The sequence below is a fragment of the Citrobacter sp. ANG330 genome (genome assembly GCF_047467925.1).
GTDB classification, from domain to species: Bacteria; Pseudomonadota; Gammaproteobacteria; order Enterobacterales; family Enterobacteriaceae; genus Citrobacter_A; species Citrobacter_A amalonaticus_G.
In genome coordinates this window covers 854,846-874,568 of record NZ_JASJUI010000001.1, presented here as the reverse complement: position 1 = coordinate 874,568, position 19,723 = coordinate 854,846, and the positions used below count along the sequence as shown (strand labels likewise).

18 protein-coding genes are annotated in these 19,723 nt (G+C 52.6%); 11 read left to right on the top strand and 7 right to left on the bottom strand.

Going from position 1 to position 19,723, the window contains the following annotated elements; all coding sequences use genetic code 11:
* Positions 1 to 19: 19 nt before the first annotated feature.
* Both folX and yfcG read right to left on the bottom strand, forming a co-directional pair.
* Positions 20 to 382: a dihydroneopterin triphosphate 2'-epimerase gene (gene folX / locus QNN88_RS04345; RefSeq protein WP_414239111.1), complete on the bottom strand. Its 363-nt coding sequence runs from the start codon at positions 380 to 382 to the stop codon at positions 20 to 22.
* Positions 383 to 435: 53 nt separating this feature from the next.
* The gene (gene yfcG / locus QNN88_RS04340) at positions 436 to 1,083 is read right to left on the bottom strand and encodes a GSH-dependent disulfide bond oxidoreductase (RefSeq protein WP_414239110.1); all 648 of its coding nucleotides are present in this window, start codon (positions 1,081 to 1,083) and stop codon (positions 436 to 438) included.
* A 138-nt stretch (positions 1,084 to 1,221) separates the two neighbouring features.
* Between yfcG and yfcF the strand changes: the two genes are divergently transcribed.
* From yfcF to yfcD, 3 genes are read left to right on the top strand one after another with little or no spacing between them, the layout of a single operon-like run.
* A complete protein-coding gene (gene yfcF / locus QNN88_RS04335) occupies positions 1,222 to 1,866 on the top strand; it encodes a glutathione transferase (RefSeq protein ID WP_414239109.1) in 645 nt (214 codons plus the stop codon).
* A 55-nt stretch (positions 1,867 to 1,921) separates the two neighbouring features.
* Positions 1,922 to 2,473 (top strand): phosphodiesterase, encoded by a 552-nt coding sequence (yfcE, locus tag QNN88_RS04330; RefSeq protein ID WP_414239108.1) that lies wholly within the window; start codon positions 1,922 to 1,924, stop codon positions 2,471 to 2,473.
* Between the two features lie 56 nt (positions 2,474 to 2,529).
* Entirely contained in the window at positions 2,530 to 3,096 is a 567-nt protein-coding gene (gene yfcD / locus QNN88_RS04325) for an NUDIX hydrolase YfcD (RefSeq protein WP_414239107.1), read from the top strand.
* Between the two features lie 54 nt (positions 3,097 to 3,150).
* Here yfcD and yfcC read toward each other — a convergent pair whose 3' ends face one another.
* From yfcC to ackA, 3 genes are all read right to left on the bottom strand, one after another.
* Positions 3,151 to 4,671 (bottom strand): putative basic amino acid antiporter YfcC, encoded by a 1,521-nt coding sequence (gene yfcC / locus QNN88_RS04320; RefSeq protein WP_414239106.1) that lies wholly within the window; start codon positions 4,669 to 4,671, stop codon positions 3,151 to 3,153.
* Positions 4,672 to 4,857: 186 nt separating this feature from the next.
* A complete protein-coding gene (gene pta / locus QNN88_RS04315; RefSeq protein ID WP_414239105.1) occupies positions 4,858 to 6,999 on the bottom strand; it encodes a phosphate acetyltransferase in 2,142 nt (713 codons plus the stop codon).
* A 74-nt stretch (positions 7,000 to 7,073) separates the two neighbouring features.
* Positions 7,074 to 8,276, bottom strand: coding sequence for an acetate kinase (ackA, locus tag QNN88_RS04310; protein WP_414239104.1), 1,203 nt, complete (start codon positions 8,274 to 8,276; stop codon positions 7,074 to 7,076).
* Between the two features lie 337 nt (positions 8,277 to 8,613).
* Here ackA and yfbV point away from each other — a divergent pair, with 337 nt between their 5' ends.
* From yfbV to QNN88_RS04290, 4 genes are all read left to right on the top strand, one after another.
* Positions 8,614 to 9,069, top strand: a complete 456-nt coding sequence (gene yfbV / locus QNN88_RS04305) for a terminus macrodomain insulation protein YfbV (protein WP_042317796.1) — start codon at positions 8,614 to 8,616, stop codon at positions 9,067 to 9,069.
* Between the two features lie 83 nt (positions 9,070 to 9,152).
* Positions 9,153 to 9,647 carry a YfbU family protein gene (locus QNN88_RS04300; RefSeq protein ID WP_336219413.1) on the top strand — a complete coding sequence of 165 codons (495 nt, stop codon included), beginning with the start codon at positions 9,153 to 9,155 and terminating at the stop codon, positions 9,645 to 9,647.
* Positions 9,640 to 10,317, top strand: a complete 678-nt coding sequence (locus QNN88_RS04295; RefSeq protein WP_414239103.1) for a sugar phosphatase — start codon at positions 9,640 to 9,642, stop codon at positions 10,315 to 10,317. The genes QNN88_RS04300 and QNN88_RS04295 overlap by 8 nt, the downstream gene beginning before the upstream one ends.
* Positions 10,318 to 10,393: 76 nt before the next feature.
* On the top strand, positions 10,394 to 12,226 hold the full coding sequence (locus QNN88_RS04290; protein ID WP_414239102.1) for an SLC13 family permease: 1,833 nt from the start codon (positions 10,394 to 10,396) through the stop codon (positions 12,224 to 12,226).
* A gap of 43 nt (positions 12,227 to 12,269) precedes the next feature.
* On the opposite strand, the gene yfbR is transcribed toward QNN88_RS04290, so the two are convergent.
* Complete coding sequence (gene yfbR, locus QNN88_RS04285) at positions 12,270 to 12,869, bottom strand: 5'-deoxynucleotidase (protein WP_414239101.1); 600 nt, start codon at positions 12,867 to 12,869, stop codon at positions 12,270 to 12,272.
* Positions 12,870 to 12,997: 128 nt separating this feature from the next.
* Complete coding sequence (alaA, locus tag QNN88_RS04280) at positions 12,998 to 14,215, bottom strand: alanine transaminase AlaA (RefSeq protein ID WP_043000016.1); 1,218 nt, start codon at positions 14,213 to 14,215, stop codon at positions 12,998 to 13,000.
* Positions 14,216 to 15,142: 927 nt separating this feature from the next.
* Between alaA and lrhA the strand changes: the two genes are divergently transcribed.
* From lrhA to nuoC, 4 genes are all read left to right on the top strand, one after another.
* Positions 15,143 to 16,081, top strand: a complete 939-nt coding sequence (lrhA, locus tag QNN88_RS04275) for a transcriptional regulator LrhA (protein WP_414239100.1) — start codon at positions 15,143 to 15,145, stop codon at positions 16,079 to 16,081.
* Between the two features lie 629 nt (positions 16,082 to 16,710).
* Entirely contained in the window at positions 16,711 to 17,154 is a 444-nt protein-coding gene (nuoA, locus tag QNN88_RS04270) for an NADH-quinone oxidoreductase subunit NuoA (protein WP_042317806.1), read from the top strand.
* A 15-nt stretch (positions 17,155 to 17,169) separates the two neighbouring features.
* Complete coding sequence (gene nuoB / locus QNN88_RS04265; protein ID WP_003028075.1) at positions 17,170 to 17,832, top strand: NADH-quinone oxidoreductase subunit NuoB; 663 nt, start codon at positions 17,170 to 17,172, stop codon at positions 17,830 to 17,832.
* Positions 17,833 to 17,919: 87 nt separating this feature from the next.
* Positions 17,920 to 19,722 (top strand): NADH-quinone oxidoreductase subunit C/D, encoded by a 1,803-nt coding sequence (gene nuoC / locus QNN88_RS04260; RefSeq protein ID WP_414239099.1) that lies wholly within the window; start codon positions 17,920 to 17,922, stop codon positions 19,720 to 19,722.
* Position 19,723: the final 1 nt, after the last annotated feature.

Genomic DNA, 19,723 nt, shown 5'->3' with positions numbered 1-19,723 from the left:
CAGCCTCCCGTGATGGCGGTTAGCGCTGCCAGCTCAACGTCATGGAGACGGAATCGGCATAACGCAACGCGTGTAGTTTGTCGACTTCCACTTCAGCATAAGTGACCCAGTGGTGTTCGCGTGCGATATCGAGCACATCCTGAGTTAATTTTTCTAACAATGCGAAGCGGTTGTTCTCAACGTGCAGGATGATATTTTTAGTGATCGTGCGGTAATTCAACGCATCATTGATGTCTTCACTCACGCGGGCTTTGTCTGCCGGGTAGTGAATTGCCACATTGATGACAATATCCTGTCGATTGTTGATCTCTTCCTCTTTGATGCCGATGAACGTGCGTAAGCGAAGGTTTTTTATACGAATTATCGCGTCTTGATGTGACATTGCAGGTCTCCTCCATGTATGAACTCTCGCATGATACACGAGAACCCGCCATGTTATCCTTTTGCACGCGCAGGATCCTGATGCGCCTGCAACATCGCGCGTTCCGTGGCGGGCCGACGGCGAATGCGGTCAAACCAGTTTTTTACGGCAGGGAACATGTCAAGGTCGACACGCTGACGCTGCCAGGCATTTACCCATGGCCAGCAGGCAATATCGGCAATGCTGTAATGTTCTCCAGCCAGCCACGGCGACGTTTCCAGCCGTTTATTGAGGACGTTATACAGCCGCTGCGTTTCTACCTGGTAGCGCTCAATAGCGTAGGGAATGGCCTGCGGAGCAAAATGGTTGAAATGGTGGTTCTGACCAAGCATTGGCCCCAGTCCTCCTACCTGCCAGAACAACCATTGCAGCGTGGTATGCCGCTCACGTAATTCGCGGCTCAGCAACAGGCCGCTTTTTTCCGCCAGATACAGCAAAATTTCACCCGATTCAAACAGACTAAGCGGTGCGCCGCCATCGACCGGGGCATGATCGACAATAGCGGGAATTTTATTGTTGGGCGAAATGACCAGAAAATCGGGGCGAAACTGGTTACCCTTACTGATATCCACCTTAATTAATCGGTAGTCCAGCGCAGCTTCCTCAAGGAAGATCGTAATCTTGTGCCCATTGGGGGTCGGGGCGTAATAGAGGTCGATCATTTCAGCTCCACAACGTGTTTATCGGATAAGCCAACCACAAGTATAGAAAGCCTGTCGTGCTGTGTGAGTTTTCATCAGGTGACAGCGAGCGAAAGACCCTCTATGTTGGGAGAAAAGCCTAATAATGACGAGGATGCTATGAGTAAACCCAACATCACGCTTTGGTCAGACGCGAATTATTTCTCACCTTATGTACTCTCCGCGTATGTCGCTTTACAGGAAAAGGGGCTGCCGTTTAGCCTGAAAACCATTGACCTGGACAGCGGCGAACATCTACAACCAGGCTGGCAGGGCTATGCGCTGACGCGTCGGGTGCCATTGCTGGAAATCGATGACTTTGAGCTGAGCGAGTCTTCCGCCATTGCCGAATATCTGGAAGACCGTTTTGCGCCGCCCACCTGGGAGCGCATCTATCCTCACGATCTACAAAAACGCGCCCGTGCGCGGCAGATACAGGCCTGGTTGCGCAGTGATTTAATGCCCATTCGTGAAGAGCGTCCAACGGATGTCGTTTTTGGTGGGGTAAAAAAAGGGCCGCTCAGTGACGCGGGGAAAGTCAGTGCAGAAAAACTGTTCGCTACAGCAGGGAATCTGCTGGCACATGACCTACCGAATCTGTTCGGAGAATGGTGTCTGGCCGATACCGATTTAGCCCTGATGATTAACCGTCTGGTTCTCAATGGCGACGAGGTCCCGGAGCGACTGGCGGAATATGCAGCATTTCAGTGGCAACGCGCATCTGTCCAGCGTTATATTGCGCTTTCCGCGAAGCGTTCAGGCTGATTAAACCTCTATAATCCAGTATCATAATGCGGTTTTTGCTGACACGGAGTATGTGATGAAACTGATGTTTGCATCCGACATTCACGGGTCCTTGCCTGCTACAGAACGCGTGCTGACCTTGTTTTCCCAAAGCGGTGCGCAGTGGCTGGTGATACTGGGCGATGTACTTAACCATGGGCCGCGAAACGCCTTACCCGAAGGCTACGCGCCTGCTCAGGTGGCAGAGAGGCTCAATGAGCTGGCGGCGCAGATTATTGCGGTACGGGGAAACTGCGATAGCGAAGTGGATCAGATGTTGCTGCAGTTTCCAGTGACTGCGCCCTGGCAGCAGGTGCTACTGGATAATCAGCGGCTATTTCTGACTCACGGCCATCTCTTTGGACCAGATAACCCGCCGGTTCTGCGTGCCAGTGACGTCCTGGTGTACGGGCATACGCATCTGCCGGTGGCAGAAAAAAGGGGCGAGATTTATCACTTCAACCCGGGTTCAGTGAGTATTCCAAAAGGTGGCTACCAGGCAAGTTATGGCCTGCTGGACGATAATGTTTTAAGTGTTATCGCACTCAATGATCAAAGTATCATTGCGCAGATCGCGATTAATTCGTAATTTACCCCCACATATGTAAATGCGCCGTAAGAGCGCCAGAAAAAGAAGGTTTCCTGATGGTGGAACAGCGTCGTTTGGCAAGTACGGAATGGGTGGATATTGTGAATGAAGACAACGAAGTCATTGCACAATCCAGCCGGGAACAGATGCGAGCGCAGTGCCTGCGTCATCGCGCAACCTACATCGTCGTGCATGACGGAATGGGCAAAATTCTGGTGCAGCGTCGTACCGAGACAAAAGACTTTTTACCTGGAATGTTAGATGCCACTGCGGGTGGCGTTGTGCAGGCCGACGAACAACTGCTGGAGTCTGCCCGTCGTGAAGCGGAAGAAGAGTTAGGCATTGCCGGAGTGCCGTTTGCCGAACACGGTCAGTTCTACTTTGAAGATAAGAACTGTCGTGTCTGGGGGGCGCTGTTCAGTTGTGTCTCACACGGCCCGTTCGCCTTGCAGGAAGAAGAGGTCAGTGAAGTGTGCTGGCTGACGCCAGAAGAAATTACCGCCCGCTGTGACGAATTTACGCCCGACTCGCTAAAAGCGCTGGCGCTGTGGATGACCCGTAACGCTAAAAACGACGCCGCCCGAACTGAGGCGCAGCAAGAGAAGCAGGAAGAGGCGGAGTAACGTTCTTTCTGAACTCAACAGTAAAAAGGAGCCGCAAGCGGCTCCTTTTGGTTTTTAGTGATAACCCATTATTTGTGCGCCAATCACCACCACGCTGGACATAATGAACAGCAGGCCCAGCAGCGTCGCGCCCACTTTCAGCCAGTTACGGAAGTCGACCCGACAGACGCCTAACGTCGCCATTAAGGACGCGGAGGTCGGGTAGATGATATGGCTGAAGCCATCGCCAAACTGGAAGGCCAGCACGGTCACCTGACGGTTAACGCCGACCAGATCGCCAAGCGGTGCCAGCAGCGGCATGGTCAGTGCCGCCTGGCCTGAGCCGGAGGTGACAAAGAAGTTAAACACGGCCTGGAAAAGCAGCATAAACCACGCAGCAACGGCATTGTCCAGACCGCTGATGCCGTTGGCAATGCTGTGCAGCAGTGTATTCAGTACACTGGCATCACCCGCTTCACCGTTACCGACCAGCAATAAAATTCCTTTGGCAAACCCCACCAACAGGGCGGGAGCAATCATCATGCGTGCGCCTTCAGTGAACGAAGACGCCATAATATTGACCGTCATGCCGTTCAGCCGGAAAACCACGCCAATAATGCCAATCACCAGGCCCATGGTGAAGAACTGGCTGGCTATTTCAGGAATGAACCACGCGTTGACGATAACGCCCCAGACCACCCAGATCATCACGCCGGTCAGCACCAGCAGCACCAGCCAGTCGCCGATCGTAAAGCGACGTTCGACGACCTCATCCTGTTGTTCACGAAAAAAACGATCCGATTCATGCACGCGGGATAACAGCGGATTCTTTTTCACCCGCGAGGCATAAGCCAGAGTGAAGGTCAGCCCAATCAGGGTAGAAATAACCCATACCACAATACGCAGGCCGGACCCGGAAAGAACCGGTACGCCAGCAATGCCCTGCGCCACCACCACGCAAAAAGGGTTCATCCACGAACTGGCAAAGCCAATTTGCGTTGCAATGTAGGTGACAAGGACAGTGGTAATGCTGTCATAACCCAGTCGCACCATCAGCGGCGCGATGATAATGGCAAAGGCGACCGCCTCTTCTCCCATCCCGAAGACCGCACCGCCCAGCGAGAAGAGAATAAACAGCACCGGGATGAACAGAACCTCGTTGCCTTTGGTATGCCGGATCAGCGCCAGGATGCCGTTATCAATGGTTCCCGTACGCATAACGATGCCAAACGCGCCGCCAATCACCAGCATAAACATGATGATACCGACGGCGGTACCAAATTTAGAACCGGAGGTCAGTCCTTCAAACGGGAAGTTCATCAGGCCCGGACTTTCATCGCCGGTAGTGAAGAATTTAACCGGATGATACTGCGCTTCACCCGCGTCATTGGTGAGAATGCGAAAAGAGTGAGGGTCGACCACTTTACGGGTTTTTGTCTGACCATCCACCTGGTACTGCACTTCCTGGCTGTCGAACATCCCGACGGGGACGACCCAGGTCGCAAAGCTGGTTAAAATAGCGACAAAGAAAATAATCACCAGCGTATCGGGCATGGCCCATTTTTTGGCTGGCTGTGTTTCGGTTACTGCAGACATGAAGGACTATCCCTGTTGCAAAGCAAAGAGGCTAAGTATGCAAACAGGCGAATGGTTATTCATTGATGCAGCGCAGTTAAGCAAATAAAACCGATCCTGCATTACTGAATAGAGGCAATAAAAAAGCCGGAAATCATTGGGATTTCCGGCTTTAAACCAGGCCCGTCCGGGCCCAGTGAAGAGACTTTACTGCTGCTGTGAAGACTGAATCGCGGTCAGAGCGATGGTGTAGACGATATCGTCAACCAGCGCGCCACGGGACAGGTCGTTCACCGGCTTGCGCATACCCTGCAGCATCGGCCCGATGGAGATCAGGTCGGCAGAACGCTGTACCGCTTTGTAGGTGGTGTTACCGGTGTTCAGATCCGGGAAGATGAACACGGTAGCGCGACCCGCAACCGGAGAGTTCGGCGCTTTGGATTTTGCCACGTCAGCCATCACGGCGGCATCGTACTGCAGCGGACCGTCGATCATCAGGTCAGGACGTTTTTCCTGCGCCAGACGGGTTGCTTCACGCACTTTCTCTACGTCGCTACCTGCACCAGAGGTACCGGTGGAGTAAGAGAGCATCGCCACGCGCGGTTCGATACCGAAGGCGATTGCCGAATCGGCAGACTGGATAGCAATCTCAGCCAGCTGTTCTGCTGTCGGATCCGGGTTAATCGCGCAGTCGCCGTAAACGTAAACCTGTTCCGGCAGCAGCATGAAGAAGACGGAGGACACCAGTGAACTGCCCGGCGCAGTTTTGATAAGCTGCAACGGCGGACGAATGGTATTGGCGGTGGTGTGAACCGCACCGGACACCAGACCGTCAACTTCGTCTTGTTCCAGCATCAGAGTACCGAGAACCACGTTGTCTTCCAGCTGTTCGCGGGCAACGGTTTCGGTCATGCCTTTGCTCTTACGCAGTTCAACCAGACGGGCAACGTAGCTTTCGCGAACCACTTCCGGATCAACGATTTCGATGCCAGCGCCCAGCTCAACGCCCTGAGATGCCGCAACGCGGGTGATCTCGTCCGGGTTACCCAGCAGCACGCAGGTCGCGATGCCGCGCTCTGCACAGATAGCCGCCGCTTTAACGGTACGCGGTTCGTCGCCTTCTGGCAGAACAACGCGTTTGCCCGCTTTACGCGCCAGCTCGGTCAGCTGGTAGCGGAATGCCGGAGGAGACAGACGACGGCTGCGCTCAGAGGTGGCGGTCAGAGACTCGATCCAGTCAGCGTTGATATAGTTTGCCACGTATTCCTGAACTTTCTCGATACGCTCGTGATCGTCAACCGGTACTTCCAGGTTGAAGCTCTGCAGGCTCAGAGAGGTCTGCCAGGTGTTGGTATTCACCATGAACACCGGCAGGCCGGTTGCGAAAGCACGTTCGCACAGTTTAGAGATGCGCGCGTCCATTTCATAGCCGCCGGTCAGCAGCAGGGCGCCGATTTCTACGCCGTTCATCGCGGCCAGGCAGGCGGCAACCAGCACGTCCGGACGGTCAGCGGAGGTCACCAGCAGGGAACCGGCGCGGAAATGTTCCAGCATGTGCGGAATGCTACGTGCGCAGAAGGTCACGGACTTCACGCGACGGGTGTTGATATCGCCTTCGTTGACAATAGTGGCGTTCAGGTGACGCGCCATGTCGATAGCACGGGTCGCGATCAGATCAAAACTCCACGGCACCGCGCCCAGAACCGGCAGCGGGCTGCTGGCGCTAAGCTGAGCCGGGTCGACTTTTACGATCTGTGCTTTGGAAGAGTCGTCGAAAATTTCAGACAGATCCGGGCGAGTACGGCCTTGATCATCAACCGGAGCGTTCAGTTTGTTAACGATAACGCCGGTGATGTTGGTATTTTTCGCGCCGCCGAAGCTGCTGCGAGTCAGTTCAATACGCTCGTTCAGTTGTTCCGGCGTATCGGTGCCCTGAGACATCACGAAGACGATTTCCGCATTCAGCGTTTTCGCGATTTCGTAGTTCAGAGACTGCGCGAACTGGTGTTTACGGGTTGGGACCAGGCCTTCAACCAGCACCACTTCAGCGTCTTTGGTGTTCGCGTGGTAGTTCGCGATAATCTCTTCCATCAGCACATCTTTCTGATTGCTGGAGAGCAGAGATTCAACGTGGCTCATCTTCAGCGGTTCAGCCGCAGTGACAGAAGAGTTGGCACGCACGATAGCAGTGGTCTGGTCTGGCGCATCGCCACCAGCGCGCGGCTGGGCGATGGGTTTAAAGACACTCAGACGAACGCCTTTGCGTTCCATAGCGCGGATGACGCCGAGGCTGACGCTGGTCAGGCCGACGCTGGTTCCGGTAGGGATCAGCATAATAATACGGGACACGGTTTATCCTCTTTCGTTACCGCCCGTTGGGCGGGTTACAAAACAGCACCGCCAGCGTAGCTGGCGGTGTGATATCAGGCAGTCAGACGGCTCGCGTCTTGCGCGATAACCAGTTCTTCGTTGGTTGGGATCACCACCGCAGGACGGGTACCTTCCTTGTTGATGAAACCGGATTTGCCGAAACGCGCCGCCAGGTTACGTTCGTGATCAACTTCAAAGCCCAGTACGCCCAGTTTACCCAGGGACAGCTCGCGAACCATGGCCGCGTTCTCACCGATACCGCCGGTGAAGACAACTGCGTCCAGACGACCATCCATCAGCGCTGTGTAGGAACCGATGTACTTCGCCAGACGGTGGCAGTAGACATCCATTGCACGTTTTGCGTCTTCTTTGGTGGCGTAGTTGTCTTCAACATAACGGCAGTCGCTGGTGACTTCAGTCAGACCCAGCAGGCCGGATTCTTTGGTCAGCATTTTGTTGATCTGATCAACGCTCATGCCCAGCGTGTCGTGCAGATGGAAAATGATCGCCGGGTCGATGTCACCAGAACGGGTACCCATCACCAGACCTTCCAGCGGGGTCAGACCCATAGACGTATCAACACATTTACCGTTACGGATAGCAGAAACAGAACCCCCGTTGCCCAGGTGGCAAGTGATGATGTTCAGCTCTTCTACCGGTTTGTTCAGCATTTTTGCCGCTTCCTGCGTCACGAAGAAGTGGCTGGTCCCGTGCGCGCCATAACGACGAACACCGTGTTCTTTGTACAGGCTGTACGGCAGGGCATAGAGGTAAGACTCTTCCGGCATAGTCTGGTGGAACGCGGTGTCGAACACAGCCACGTTTTTGTCTTTCAACTGTGGGAAGGATTTCAGCGCTTCTGCGATCCCGATCAGGTGTGCCGGGTTGTGCAGCGGTGCGAAAGAGGCAGAATCTTTGATGCCCTGAATAACAGAGTCATCGATAACCACGGAGCTGGTATACTTCTCGCCGCCGTGTACGATACGGTGACCGATTGCAGTCAACTGCGCAGACAGTTCTGGTTTTTGTGCCAGAATAGTATTAACGATAAAGTTCAGCGCTTCACTGTGAGCGGCGCCTGCACCTAAAGCCGCTTCTTGTTTACCGCCGTCCATTTTCCATTTGATACGTGCTTCAGGGAGATGGAAACATTCGGCTAAACCAGAAAGGTACTCTTCACCATTAACTGCATCGATGATTGCAAATTTCAGTGAGGAGCTACCGCAGTTCAGAACCAGTACTAACTTACTCGACATGGAAGTACCTATTATTGATACGTGGCTAAAAAACGTCAGGGAGCCATAAAGCGTAGCGCAGTGTGACGCTGACATTTATGATTAACATCATGCCTGTTGTCTTTTTTGACATGATGGAAGAAATACCTTTGAGTCTATGCCATTTTGCGTATTTTTCAGCCAATGGCATACTATATGTAAATTTGACGACTCAATGATTTTGGACTACAGGCCTTTTACAGGCCGCTACAGGATACCCGATAGTGGGTATCAATGACAAAATGTTTTGAACGTTGTCCCGCATAGTTGTTGTTTTGCACAAATATTTGAATTTTTATATGTGAAGTTGAGGTAAGCCATGTCGACGCCGGATCATCGCTCCGTAAATTTTTTTAGCCTTTTTCGTCGGGGGCAACATTACTCAAAGACGTGGCCAATGGAAAAGCGCCTTGCACCCGTCTTTGTTGAGAACCGCGTGATTCGGATGACACGTTACGCGATCCGCTTTATGCCACCGATCGCTATCTTTACCCTGTGCTGGCAGATAGCGCTGGGTGGCCAGTTAGGGCCTGCCGTCGCCACCGCGTTGTTCGCGCTCAGCCTGCCGATGCAGGGGCTGTGGTGGTTAGGGAAACGTTCCGTCACGCCGCTGCCGCCTTCTATCCTGAACTGGTTCTATGAAGTCAGAGGCAAATTACAGGAAGCCGGGCAAGCGCTCTCCCCGGTTGAAGGGAAGCCGGATTACCAGGCGCTTGCTGACACGCTTAAGCGTGCCTTCAAACAACTCGATAAAACTTTTCTTGATGATTTGTAATTGACCCCTGATTACGCATATAAAAGAAGGCATAGTGATGCCTTCTTTTTTTTCACCGTTGTAGAGTGATACAGGAGTCCCAAATGGAAATGACTAACGCTCAACGTCTTATTTTGTCGAACCAATACAAAATGATGACGATGCTCGACCCGACCAACGCCGAGCGTTATCGCCGTCTGCAGACGATTATTGAACGCGGTTACGGCCTGCAAATGCGTGAGCTGGATCGGGAATTTGGCGAGCTGAAAGAGGAAACCTGCCGTACGGTTATCGACATTATGGAGATGTATCACGCGCTGCACGTCTCCTGGGCCAATCTGAAAGATGCGCAAAGTATTGATGAGCGTCGTGTGACCTTCCTGGGTTTTGATGCCGCAACGGAAGCGCGCTACCTCGGCTATGTTCGCTTTATGGTGAATGTGGAAGGGCGCTACACCCATTTTGATGCCGGCACGCACGGCTTCAATGCGCAGACCCCAATGTGGGAAAAATATCAGCGGATGCTAAGTGTGTGGCATGCCTGCCCGCGCCAGTATCATTTGAGCGCCAACGAAATTAACCAAATCATCAATGCCTGAGGGGGTGAACGTGCGGTGCAAAGGCTTTCTGTTTGACCTGGATGGAACGCTGGTTGACTCTTTACCCGCAGTAGAACGTGCATGGTGCGACTGGGCCGATCGGTTTGGGTTGACGCATGACGAAGTATTAAGTTTTGTTCATGGTAAGCAGGCGATCACCTCTTTACGTCATTTTATGGCGGGCAAGCCTGAGGCGGAGATCGTTGCTGAATTTACGCGTCTGGAACAAATAGAAGCGACAGAAACGGCGGGTATCACTGCGCTGCCCGGTGCGGTGGCACTGCTCAACCATCTGAACAAGACCGGGATCCCGTGGGCGATAGTGACCTCCGGGTCAATGCCGGTCGCACGCGCACGTCATCAGGTGGCCGGTTTACCCGCTCCGGAGGTGTTTGTTACCGCTGAGCGGGTTAAACGCGGCAAGCCGGAGCCGGATGCTTATCTGCTCGGCGCGCAGTTGCTGGGCTTAGCGCCGCAAGAATGTGTGGTAGTGGAAGATGCCCCTGCGGGCGTGCTCTCGGGACTGGCCGCTGGCTGCCATGTCATTGCGGTGAATGCTCCGGCGGAGACGCCACGTCTGGATGAGGTCGATTTCGCCCTGACCAGTCTGGAGCAACTTACGGTGACCAAACAACCGAACGGTGATGTGGTCGTATTAAGAAATACCTGAACATGATTTAGCCCCGGCAAGTCGGGGCTTTTTTATGGCAGAATCATTCCATCTTCTCATCTGACAAGGATAGGTTGTGAACGGTGAATTGATCTGGGTTCTCTCGCTGTTGGCGATTGCTGTGATTTTGTTTGCGACAGGCAGAGTGCGTATGGACGCGGTAGCTCTGTTAGTCATCGTTGCTTTTGTTCTGAGCGGAACATTGAGCATTACCGAAGCCTTCTCGGGCTTCAGCGACCCTAACGTGGTGTTGATTGCCGCGCTGTTTATTATCGGCGACGGGCTGGTCCGAACCGGTGTGGCGACCGTTATGGGCACCTGGCTTGTGAAAATGGCGGGCAGTAGCGAAATCAAAATGCTGGTCCTGCTGATGTTGACGGTTGCCGGACTGGGCGCGTTTATGAGTTCAACCGGTGTCGTCGCTATCTTTATCCCCGTGGTACTCAGCGTCTCGATGCGTATGCAAACGTCACCGTCGCGCCTGATGATGCCGCTGAGTTTCGCCGGGCTTATCAGCGGCATGATGACGCTGGTGGCCACCCCGCCAAACCTGGTCGTCAACAGTGAATTGCTGCGTGAAGGCTATGCCGGTTTCAGCTTCTTTAGCGTGACGCCTATCGGCCTCGTCGTGCTGGTGCTGGGTATTATCTATATGTTGTTTATGCGTTTTATGCTTAAAGGCGACGATCCGCAACAGCAGCGAGATAGCTGGAAACGCCGCACCTTTCGCGATCTGATCAAAGAGTATCGCCTGACCGGGCGGGCGCGTCGACTGGCGATTCGTCCGGGTTCGCCGATGATTGGTCAGCGCCTCGACGATCTCAAACTGCGTGAGCGCTATGGTGCCAACGTGATCGGCGTCGAACGCTGGCGGCGTTTTCGGCGGGTGATTGTGAACGTAAACGGGGTGTCTGAGTTTCGCGCCCGTGACGTTTTGTTGATTGATATGTCCGCCGCCGATGTTGATCTCCGAGAATTTTGTAGCGAGCAGTTGCTGGAACCGATGGTGCTGCGTGGTGAATATTTCTCTGACCAGGCGCTGGATGTGGGAATGGCGGAAATCTCGCTGATCCCCGAATCAGAGTTGATTGGCAAATCGGTGCGGGAAATTGGTTTTCGTACCCGTTACGGACTGAACGTGGTCGGCCTGAAACGCGACGGCGTGGCGATCGAAGGCTCACTTGCCGATGAACCGTTGCTGATGGGGGATATCATCCTGGTCGTCGGTAACTGGAAGTTGATCGGTATGCTGGCGAAACAGGGGAGAGATTTTGTCGCGCTGAACCTGCCGGAAGAGGTGAGCGAGGCTTCCCCGGCGCACAGCCAGGCCCCACACGCGATTTTCTGTCTGGTGCTAATGGTCGCGCTGATGCTGACTGACGAAATTCCTAATCCTGTCGCCGCGATTATTGCCTGTTTGCTGATGGGGAAATTTCGCTGCATTGACGCCGAAAGTGCTTACAAAGCGATCCACTGGCCCAGCATCATTTTGATCGTCGGCATGATGCCTTTTGCGCTGGCGCTGCAAAAAACCGGTGGTGTGGATCTGGTCGTGAAAGGATTGATGGACGTGGGCGGCGGCTATGGTCCGTATATGATGCTGGGCTGTCTGTTTGCGCTGTGCGCGACCATTGGTCTGTTTATCTCGAATACCGCGACGGCAGTGTTAATGGCGCCGATTGCGCTGGCGGCAGCGAAGTCGATGGGGGTTTCTCCCTATCCGTTTGCGATGGTCATCGCGATGGCGGCCTCGGCAGCCTTTATGACGCCGGTTTCATCGCCGGTTAATACGCTGGTATTAGGGCCGGGGAATTACAGCTTTAGCGATTTTATCAAGCTTGGCGTCCCGTTCACGATTATTGTCATGGCGGTCTGCGTGGTGATGATCCCGATGTTGTTCCCGTTTTAATACCAAATTGCCGGATGGCGTTGACGTCCATCCGGCAAATCGATTAAAGCGGCGAATCCTGGCTGATCTCATCCAGAGATAAATGGAAACTGGGGACGAAGACGTCCATAAAGTAATCCATCTCCGGGCTCCGGCGCGACGCCAGCGTTTTCTCCAGTCGTGCCTTTGCCAGCAGAAATTCGTTATTCCCCGCCGACAACTCTTCCAGACATTTCAGATACGCGCACAGCGCATCGGCTTGTTTCACGATTGATTTCTCTTCCTCGCTATAGGCGTGTTCATCAATCAGCGGCGCAAAAATATCCCGCAGCTCATCGGGCACCATATCCACCAGTTTCTGCTGAGCGATTTTCTCAATAGCTTTATATTCCTGGGCGATTTGTGAATTGAAATATTTCACCGGCGTGGGCAGATCTCCGGTGAGCACTTCTGATGCATCGTGATACATCGCCAGCAGCGCAATACGCTCGGCATTCACCTGACCGGCAAACTTGCGGTTTTTGATCGCGGCAAGCGCGTGGGCCACCATCGCAACCTGAAGACTGTGCTCAGAGACGTTTTCTGTGCGCACATTGCGCATTAAAGGCCAACGGTTAATGAGTTTGAGGCGGGAGAGGTGGGCAAAAAAATGGCTCTGCTTCATAGTGACCTTTTCATGATGACAACCTGGAGGTCATTGTGCGCAGAGAAGGCTGCCGGATGCAAATACTCGTCATACTTCATGTTGCAGGACAAAACCCATAGGTGTTTTTGTCCTGCAATGCATTTGGGTTAAAGCTGGTGATAGCCCGACAGGAAACGCGCAAATTTGCTCAGCGACATTTCGATGTCATCGATGCGGGGCAGGGTCACGATACGTACGTGATCCGGCCACGGCCAGTTAAAGGCCGTCCCCTGAACCAGCAGGACCTTTTCCTGTAGCAGAAAATCGAGCACCATTTTCTGGTCGTCATGAATATTGAAGCGTTTCGCGTCAATTTTCGGGAACATATACAGCGCACCGCGCGGCTTCACGCAGGAGACACCCGGAATATCGTTGATCAATTCCCAGGCGCGGTTGCGCTGCTCATAGAGACGACCGCCGGGCATAATGAATTCACTGATACTCTGGTAACCGCCCAGCGCCGTCTGAATAGCATGCTGTGCTGGTACGTTGGCGCAAAGACGCATTGATGCCAGCATCTCCAGCCCTTCGATATAACCTTTTGCATGCTTTTTCGGCCCGTTGAGCACCATCCAGCCCTGACGGAATCCGGCCACACGATAGGTTTTGGACAGGCCGTTAAAGGTAACGGTCAGGAGATCCGGCGCCATCGCGGCGATGGAATGGTGCTCAGCGTCGTCATAAAGAATCTTATCGTAGATCTCATCGGCAAAGATGATGAGGTCATTCTGCCGCGCGATCTCGACGATCTCCATCAGCAGTTCTTTGGAATAGACGGCACCGGTCGGGTTGTTCGGGTTAATGATGACGATCCCGCGGGTGCGCGGCGTGATTTTGGCGCGGATATCATCAAGGTCCGGGAACCAGTCGGACGATTCATCACACAGATAATGCACTGCATTACCGCCGGAGAGCGCGACGGCCGCCGTCCAGAGCGGATAATCCGGTGCAGGCACCAGCATTTCGTCCCCGCTGTTCAGCAATGCCTGCATCGCCTGCACAATCAACTCCGAAACGCCATTACCGATGTAGATATCTTCGACGGTGACATCACGCATGCCACGCGCCTGGTAATGTTGCATGATGGCTTTACGTGCGGAATAAAGGCCTTTCGAATCGGAATAACCCTGCGCAGTAGGCAGATTGCGGATGACGTCTACCAGAATTTCATCGGGGGCGTCAAAGCCAAAGGGGGCGGGGTTACCAATATTCAGCTTCAGAACTTTATTGCCTTCTTCTTCAAGGCGTTTCGCTTCTTTCAGCACCGGACCGCGAATGTCATAACAGACATTATCTAATTTGCTGGATTTCTCAATGGGGGACATGAACCTTGACCTTTATGCTGTTATCACCACTTCCTGCCGTGGAAGTCAGTTTGAAACAATGTACTCCCCCGGCGGTGCGTTTTGAAGGCTTTGCAGAAGAAGATTTTGCAGAATGGTGAGGGAATGTTTTGCTGTTATTGACTGGTTTTTACTGTGATTATAGGGATAAAAATAAATTTATCGTTTTATTTTAGCATAATATACCTATTTTGTTGCCGGTAGATGGCTGATTCTATTGTCCAAAAAAGGTTCTGCGCTCGTGAAATTTCGGGGGGAATTCTAACGTCATTTAATAATTCGTAAATAGTGAAAGATTAATCACTGGACGTGTTATCGGGATGTACGGGAACCCCGGCGGTGTAAATCTAATGTTAAGCAGGATTTATGAATGACCTCGAATCTCATTAATTATTATTTAATAATTAAAAAGGCTTTACGTAAGGCACGAATAATAGCAAGTTGATTTGATAAACATAACAAAACTTTGCATCAGATTATTCGTATTAAAGCTTATAAATAAAAAGGTTTTAGGTTAAGATACACGTGATCAAATGGCCTGTCGTCGCATGATTTGTTAATACCCAGGGTAGGGTTTTGTGGCTAACTTATTGCCATGTATGCTTATTTTTCGTTGATTTATGCCCGGTAGCATTTTTTACATTTACACTTTTTACGTCCAGACAATGGCGAAATCTGCATACGCTTTAATAGGTCAGCCCGTTCTTAACGAAATAACCTGTGAGATCACATAAGGTATTATTACGTAAGAAAGAGGGTAGTGTTTCGCCAGTCCCATGATATACCTATTTACTTTCACCTGCTGCCAGCGGGTGACTCTGCTAAGGAAGCGCATTACAAAGGGAATTGCTTGATTTTGTATGCACAGCATTAACAAGCTCAGTATGAGCCGCCAGTAAGTGAAAAATTATGATAAATGCAAATCGTCCGATAATTAACCTCGACCTCGATCTGCTGAGAACATTTGTTGCTGTTGCCGATCTGAATACATTTGCAGCCGCGGCTGCAGCAGTGTGTCGTACTCAGTCTGCGGTGAGCCAACAGATGCAGCGCCTTGAGCAGCTCGTGGGTAAAGAACTCTTCGCCCGTCACGGTCGTAACAAACTGTTGACTGAACACGGCATTCAGCTTCTGGGGTATGCCCGAAAAATTCTGCGTTTTAATGATGAGGCCTGCTCATCATTGATGTTCAGCAACCTTCAGGGAGTATTAACTATCGGGGCTTCTGATGAATCCGCCGATACGATCCTGCCATTCCTTCTGAATCGCATTAGTTCGGTTTATCCGAAACTAGCGCTGGATGTCAGGGTGAAGCGAAATGCTTTTATGCTCGACATGCTGAAATCGCAAGAGGTGGATCTCATCGTCACCACCAACCGTCCCGGATCATTTGAGAGCCTGACGCTGCGTACCTCGCCGACACACTGGTACTGCGCTGCGGAGTATGTGCTGCAAAAGGGGGAACCGGTCCCGCTGGTGTTGCTGGATGATCCCAGCCCGTTCCGCGATGTGGTTCTTGCTACGTTAAATGCCGCGAACATTCCCTGGCGTCTGGCCTATGTCGCCTCAACGCTGCCGGCGGTGCGTGCGGCCGTTAAGGCGGGGCTTGGCGTAACGGCGCGCCCGGTAGAAATGATGAGCCCGGACCTGCGCGTGCTGGGGACGGTTGATGGATTACCGCCGTTGCCGGATACCGAATACCTGCTCTGCCGTGACCCGGCGTCGAAAAACGATCTGGCGCAGGTCATTTATCAGGCAATGAATACCTGGCAGAATCCGTGGCAGTACAGTCCGATTACCCCTGAAGGGGGAGATGATTCCGTGCTGGTCGAAGGAGACTATGAGTAGCGGGCCACAGAAAAGCCGTTAAAAAATGCATGTGTAAAAAAGAGCCGCTGGTGATTGAAAAATATCCAGTGGCTCTTTTTTTGTACTAATATCCTTAACAGACAGGTGAGGAAGAGTAAAAATCCTCATAAATCAGCGAGTAGACGACACGCCTGGAAATCGCGTAAAAAAGAAGCAAAATTCGCGCTTCGGTGAAACCATGTTAAAAAACAAGCAAAATTGTTGCTGTTTTTTAGGGTGAATTAACAAAAGCGTGTCACAGATCAAGAAAATACTCCCTTTTAGGGGAAGGCTTTTGGATCAATTCCTGTCAAAATAGGCGCGTTTTTTTCTACTTACTTCACAACGGACACGATTCAACAACACTCTCTTTTAGGCTGTGAATCGATCGACACAGTGCTAAAGCGCATTAAATGTTAAGGGTGTTGTTATCATGTAAATTAATGTGAGGAAACTTTTGTTAAAGTTGACAAAAGGTTATAGAAAGGAGTAAAAAACCCCATCAATTGGCTGTCTAAAACGTTTTTTGCAGCGGTTGTAAGGTTTTTTTTATTCCTCCCCATGAATCGATGTGGCGTTCATCTGCCGAAAAGAGCAGAGAATTTGGCGCTACTTTTGATGAGTAAGCAATGAGTATGTCAACATCCACTGAAGTCATCGCTCATCACTGGGCATTCGCTATCTTTCTTATTGTTGCCATTGGCCTGTGCTGCCTGATGCTTATCGGCGGTTGGTTTTTAGGCGGTCGCGCACGCGCGAGGTCAAAAAACACCCCGTTTGAATCAGGTATCGACTCGGTCGGCACCGCCCGCTTACGCCTGTCTGCCAAGTTTTATCTGGTAGCCATGTTCTTCGTTATCTTCGACGTTGAAGCGCTGTATCTGTTCGCATGGTCGACCTCTATCCGCGAAAGCGGTTGGGTAGGCTTTGTGGAAGCTGCAATTTTTATTTTTGTGTTACTGGCAGGTCTGGTTTATCTGGTGCGTATCGGCGCGCTGGACTGGACGCCCGCGCGTTCACGCCGCGAGCGTATGAACCCGGAAACGAACAGTATCGCTAATCGTCAACGCTAACCGCGAGGCATTAAGATGGATTATACGCTCACCCGCATAGATCCTAACGGTGAGAACGACCGTTACCCCCTGCAAAAACAGGAGATCGTAACTGACCCCCTGGAACAGGAAGTTAACAAGAACGTGTTCATGGGCAAACTGCATGACATGGTTAACTGGGGTCGCAAAAACTCAATCTGGCCTTATAACTTCGGCCTTTCCTGCTGCTACGTTGAGATGGTGACCTCGTTCACCGCCGTGCATGACGTGGCGCGTTTTGGCGCGGAAGTCCTGCGTGCTTCACCGCGTCAGGCCGACCTGATGGTGGTAGCGGGGACCTGCTTTACCAAAATGGCGCCGGTCATTCAGCGTCTCTATGATCAGATGCTTGAGCCGAAATGGGTCATTTCCATGGGCGCTTGTGCCAACTCGGGCGGTATGTACGATATTTATTCGGTCGTGCAGGGCGTTGATAAATTTATCCCTGTGGATGTTTACATCCCGGGTTGCCCGCCGCGTCCGGAAGCATACATGCAGGCGTTAATGCTGTTGCAGGATTCCATTGGTAAAGAACGCCGTCCGCTCTCCTGGGTGGTTGGCGATCAGGGCGTTTATCGCGCCAACATGCAGTCAGAGCGCGAGCGTAAACGCGGCGAACGCATTGCAGTAACGAATCTGCGTACACCAGACGAGATTTAATTTGCGCCTGTCGGCAGCAGCATTTTCTTCGCCCATCACTACATAATTCAGCGAAGCTCTGTCGACAGTCACCACGGACCATTTGCAATGGTGAACAATATGACCGACTTAACCGCGCAAGAAGCCGCATGGCAAACCCGGGATCACCTTGATGACCCGGTCATCGGCGAACTGCGCAACCGTTTTGGGCCGGATGCCTTTACCGTTCAGGCGACTCGCACCGGGGTACCCGTTGTTTGGGTCAAACGTGAACAATTACTGGAAGTGGGCGATTTCTTAAAGAGATTGCCGAAACCTTACGTCATGCTGTTTGACTTACACGGCATGGACGAACGTCTGCGTACTCACCGCGAAGGGTTACCCGCCGCGGATTTTTCCGTTTTCTACCACCTGATTTCCATTGAACGCAATCGCGATATCATGCTCAAGGTGGCCTTGTCTGAAAACGATCTTCACGTGCCGACTTTCACCAAAGTGTTCCCGAATGCCAACTGGTATGAACGTGAAACCTGGGACATGTTTGGTATTGAATTTGACGGACACCCGCACCTGACACGTCTGTTGATGCCGCCAACCTGGAAAGGGCATCCGCTGCGTAAAGACTACCCGGCACGCGCCACCGAATTCGATCCGTTTGAGCTGACCAAAGCGAAGCAGGATCTGGAGATGGAAGCGCTGACCTTCAAACCGGAAGAGTGGGGGATGTCGCGCGGTACCGAAAACGAGGACTTCATGTTCCTCAACCTCGGCCCGAACCACCCGTCTTCGCACGGTGCATTCCGTATTGTTCTTCAGCTCGATGGCGAAGAGATTGTCGATTGTGTGCCTGACATCGGCTACCACCACCGTGGGGCTGAAAAGATGGGCGAACGTCAGTCCTGGCACAGTTATATTCCGTACACCGACCGTATCGAATACCTCGGCGGCTGCGTGAACGAGATGCCGTACGTGCTGGCGGTGGAAAAACTGGCGGGCATTACCGTGCCGGATCGCGTTAACGTTATCCGCGTCATGCTCTCCGAACTGTTCCGCATTAACAGCCACCTGCTGTATATCTCGACCTTTATTCAGGACGTCGGCGCCATGACGCCGGTCTTCTTTGCCTTTACCGACCGCCAGAAAATCTACGACATCGTGGAAGCGGTCACCGGCTACCGTATGCACCCGGCATGGTTCCGTATCGGCGGCGTGGCGCACGATCTGCCGCGCGGTTGGGACAAACTGCTGCGTGAGTTCCTTGACTGGATGCCGAAGCGTCTGGCTTCTTACGAGAAAGCCGCACTGCAAAACACCATTCTGAAAGGGCGTTCGCAGGGCGTGGCCGCTTACGGCAAGAAAGAAGCGCTGGACTGGGGCTGTACGGGCGCGGCGCTGCGTGCGACCGGTATTGATTTCGACGTGCGTAAAGCACGCCCTTACTCTGGCTATGAAAACTTTGACTTTGAAGTGCCGGTGGGCGGCGGGGTTTCCGACTGCTACACCCGCGTGATGCTGAAAGTCGAAGAGCTGCGCCAGAGTTTGCGCATCCTTGAGCAGTGCCTCAACAACATGCCGGAAGGCCCGTTCAAAGCGGATCACCCGCTGACGACGCCGCCGCCGAAAGAGCGCACGCTGCAACATATCGAAACCCTGATTACTCACTTCCTGCAAGTGTCGTGGGGCCCGGTAATGCCGGCCAACGAATCCTTCCAGATGATTGAGGCGACGAAGGGTATCAACAGTTACTACCTGACCAGCGATGGCAGCACCATGAGTTATCGTACCCGTATTCGTACCCCGAGCTATGCGCATCTGCAGCAGATCCCGGTGGCAGTACGTGGCAGCCTGGTGTCCGACCTGATCGTCCATCTGGGTAGTATCGATTTTGTTATGTCAGATGTGGACCGCTAAT

Excerpts from the sequence above, each read along its gene's own strand:
- nuoB (WP_003028075.1), top strand. The coding sequence starts at position 17,170 with ATGGATTATACGCTCACCCGCATAGATCCTAACGGTGAGAACGACCGT.
- ackA (WP_414239104.1), bottom strand. The coding sequence starts at position 8,276 with ATGTCGAGTAAGTTAGTACTGGTTCTGAACTGCGGTAGCTCCTCACTG.
- folX (WP_414239111.1), bottom strand. The coding sequence starts at position 382 with ATGTCACATCAAGACGCGATAATTCGTATAAAAAACCTTCGCTTACGC.
- lrhA (WP_414239100.1), top strand. The coding sequence starts at position 15,143 with ATGATAAATGCAAATCGTCCGATAATTAACCTCGACCTCGATCTGCTG.
- yfcF (WP_414239109.1), top strand. The coding sequence starts at position 1,222 with ATGAGTAAACCCAACATCACGCTTTGGTCAGACGCGAATTATTTCTCA.
- yfcD (WP_414239107.1), top strand. The coding sequence starts at position 2,530 with ATGGTGGAACAGCGTCGTTTGGCAAGTACGGAATGGGTGGATATTGTG.
- alaA (WP_043000016.1), bottom strand. The coding sequence starts at position 14,215 with ATGTCCCCCATTGAGAAATCCAGCAAATTAGATAATGTCTGTTATGAC.
- QNN88_RS04300 (WP_336219413.1), top strand. The coding sequence starts at position 9,153 with ATGGAAATGACTAACGCTCAACGTCTTATTTTGTCGAACCAATACAAA.
- nuoA (WP_042317806.1), top strand. The coding sequence starts at position 16,711 with ATGAGTATGTCAACATCCACTGAAGTCATCGCTCATCACTGGGCATTC.
- yfcC (WP_414239106.1), bottom strand. The coding sequence starts at position 4,671 with ATGTCTGCAGTAACCGAAACACAGCCAGCCAAAAAATGGGCCATGCCC.
- yfcG (WP_414239110.1), bottom strand. The coding sequence starts at position 1,083 with ATGATCGACCTCTATTACGCCCCGACCCCCAATGGGCACAAGATTACG.
- yfbR (WP_414239101.1), bottom strand. The coding sequence starts at position 12,869 with ATGAAGCAGAGCCATTTTTTTGCCCACCTCTCCCGCCTCAAACTCATT.
- QNN88_RS04295 (WP_414239103.1), top strand. The coding sequence starts at position 9,640 with ATGCCTGAGGGGGTGAACGTGCGGTGCAAAGGCTTTCTGTTTGACCTG.
- yfbV (WP_042317796.1), top strand. The coding sequence starts at position 8,614 with ATGTCGACGCCGGATCATCGCTCCGTAAATTTTTTTAGCCTTTTTCGT.
- nuoC (WP_414239099.1), top strand. The coding sequence starts at position 17,920 with ATGGTGAACAATATGACCGACTTAACCGCGCAAGAAGCCGCATGGCAA.
- yfcE (WP_414239108.1), top strand. The coding sequence starts at position 1,922 with ATGAAACTGATGTTTGCATCCGACATTCACGGGTCCTTGCCTGCTACA.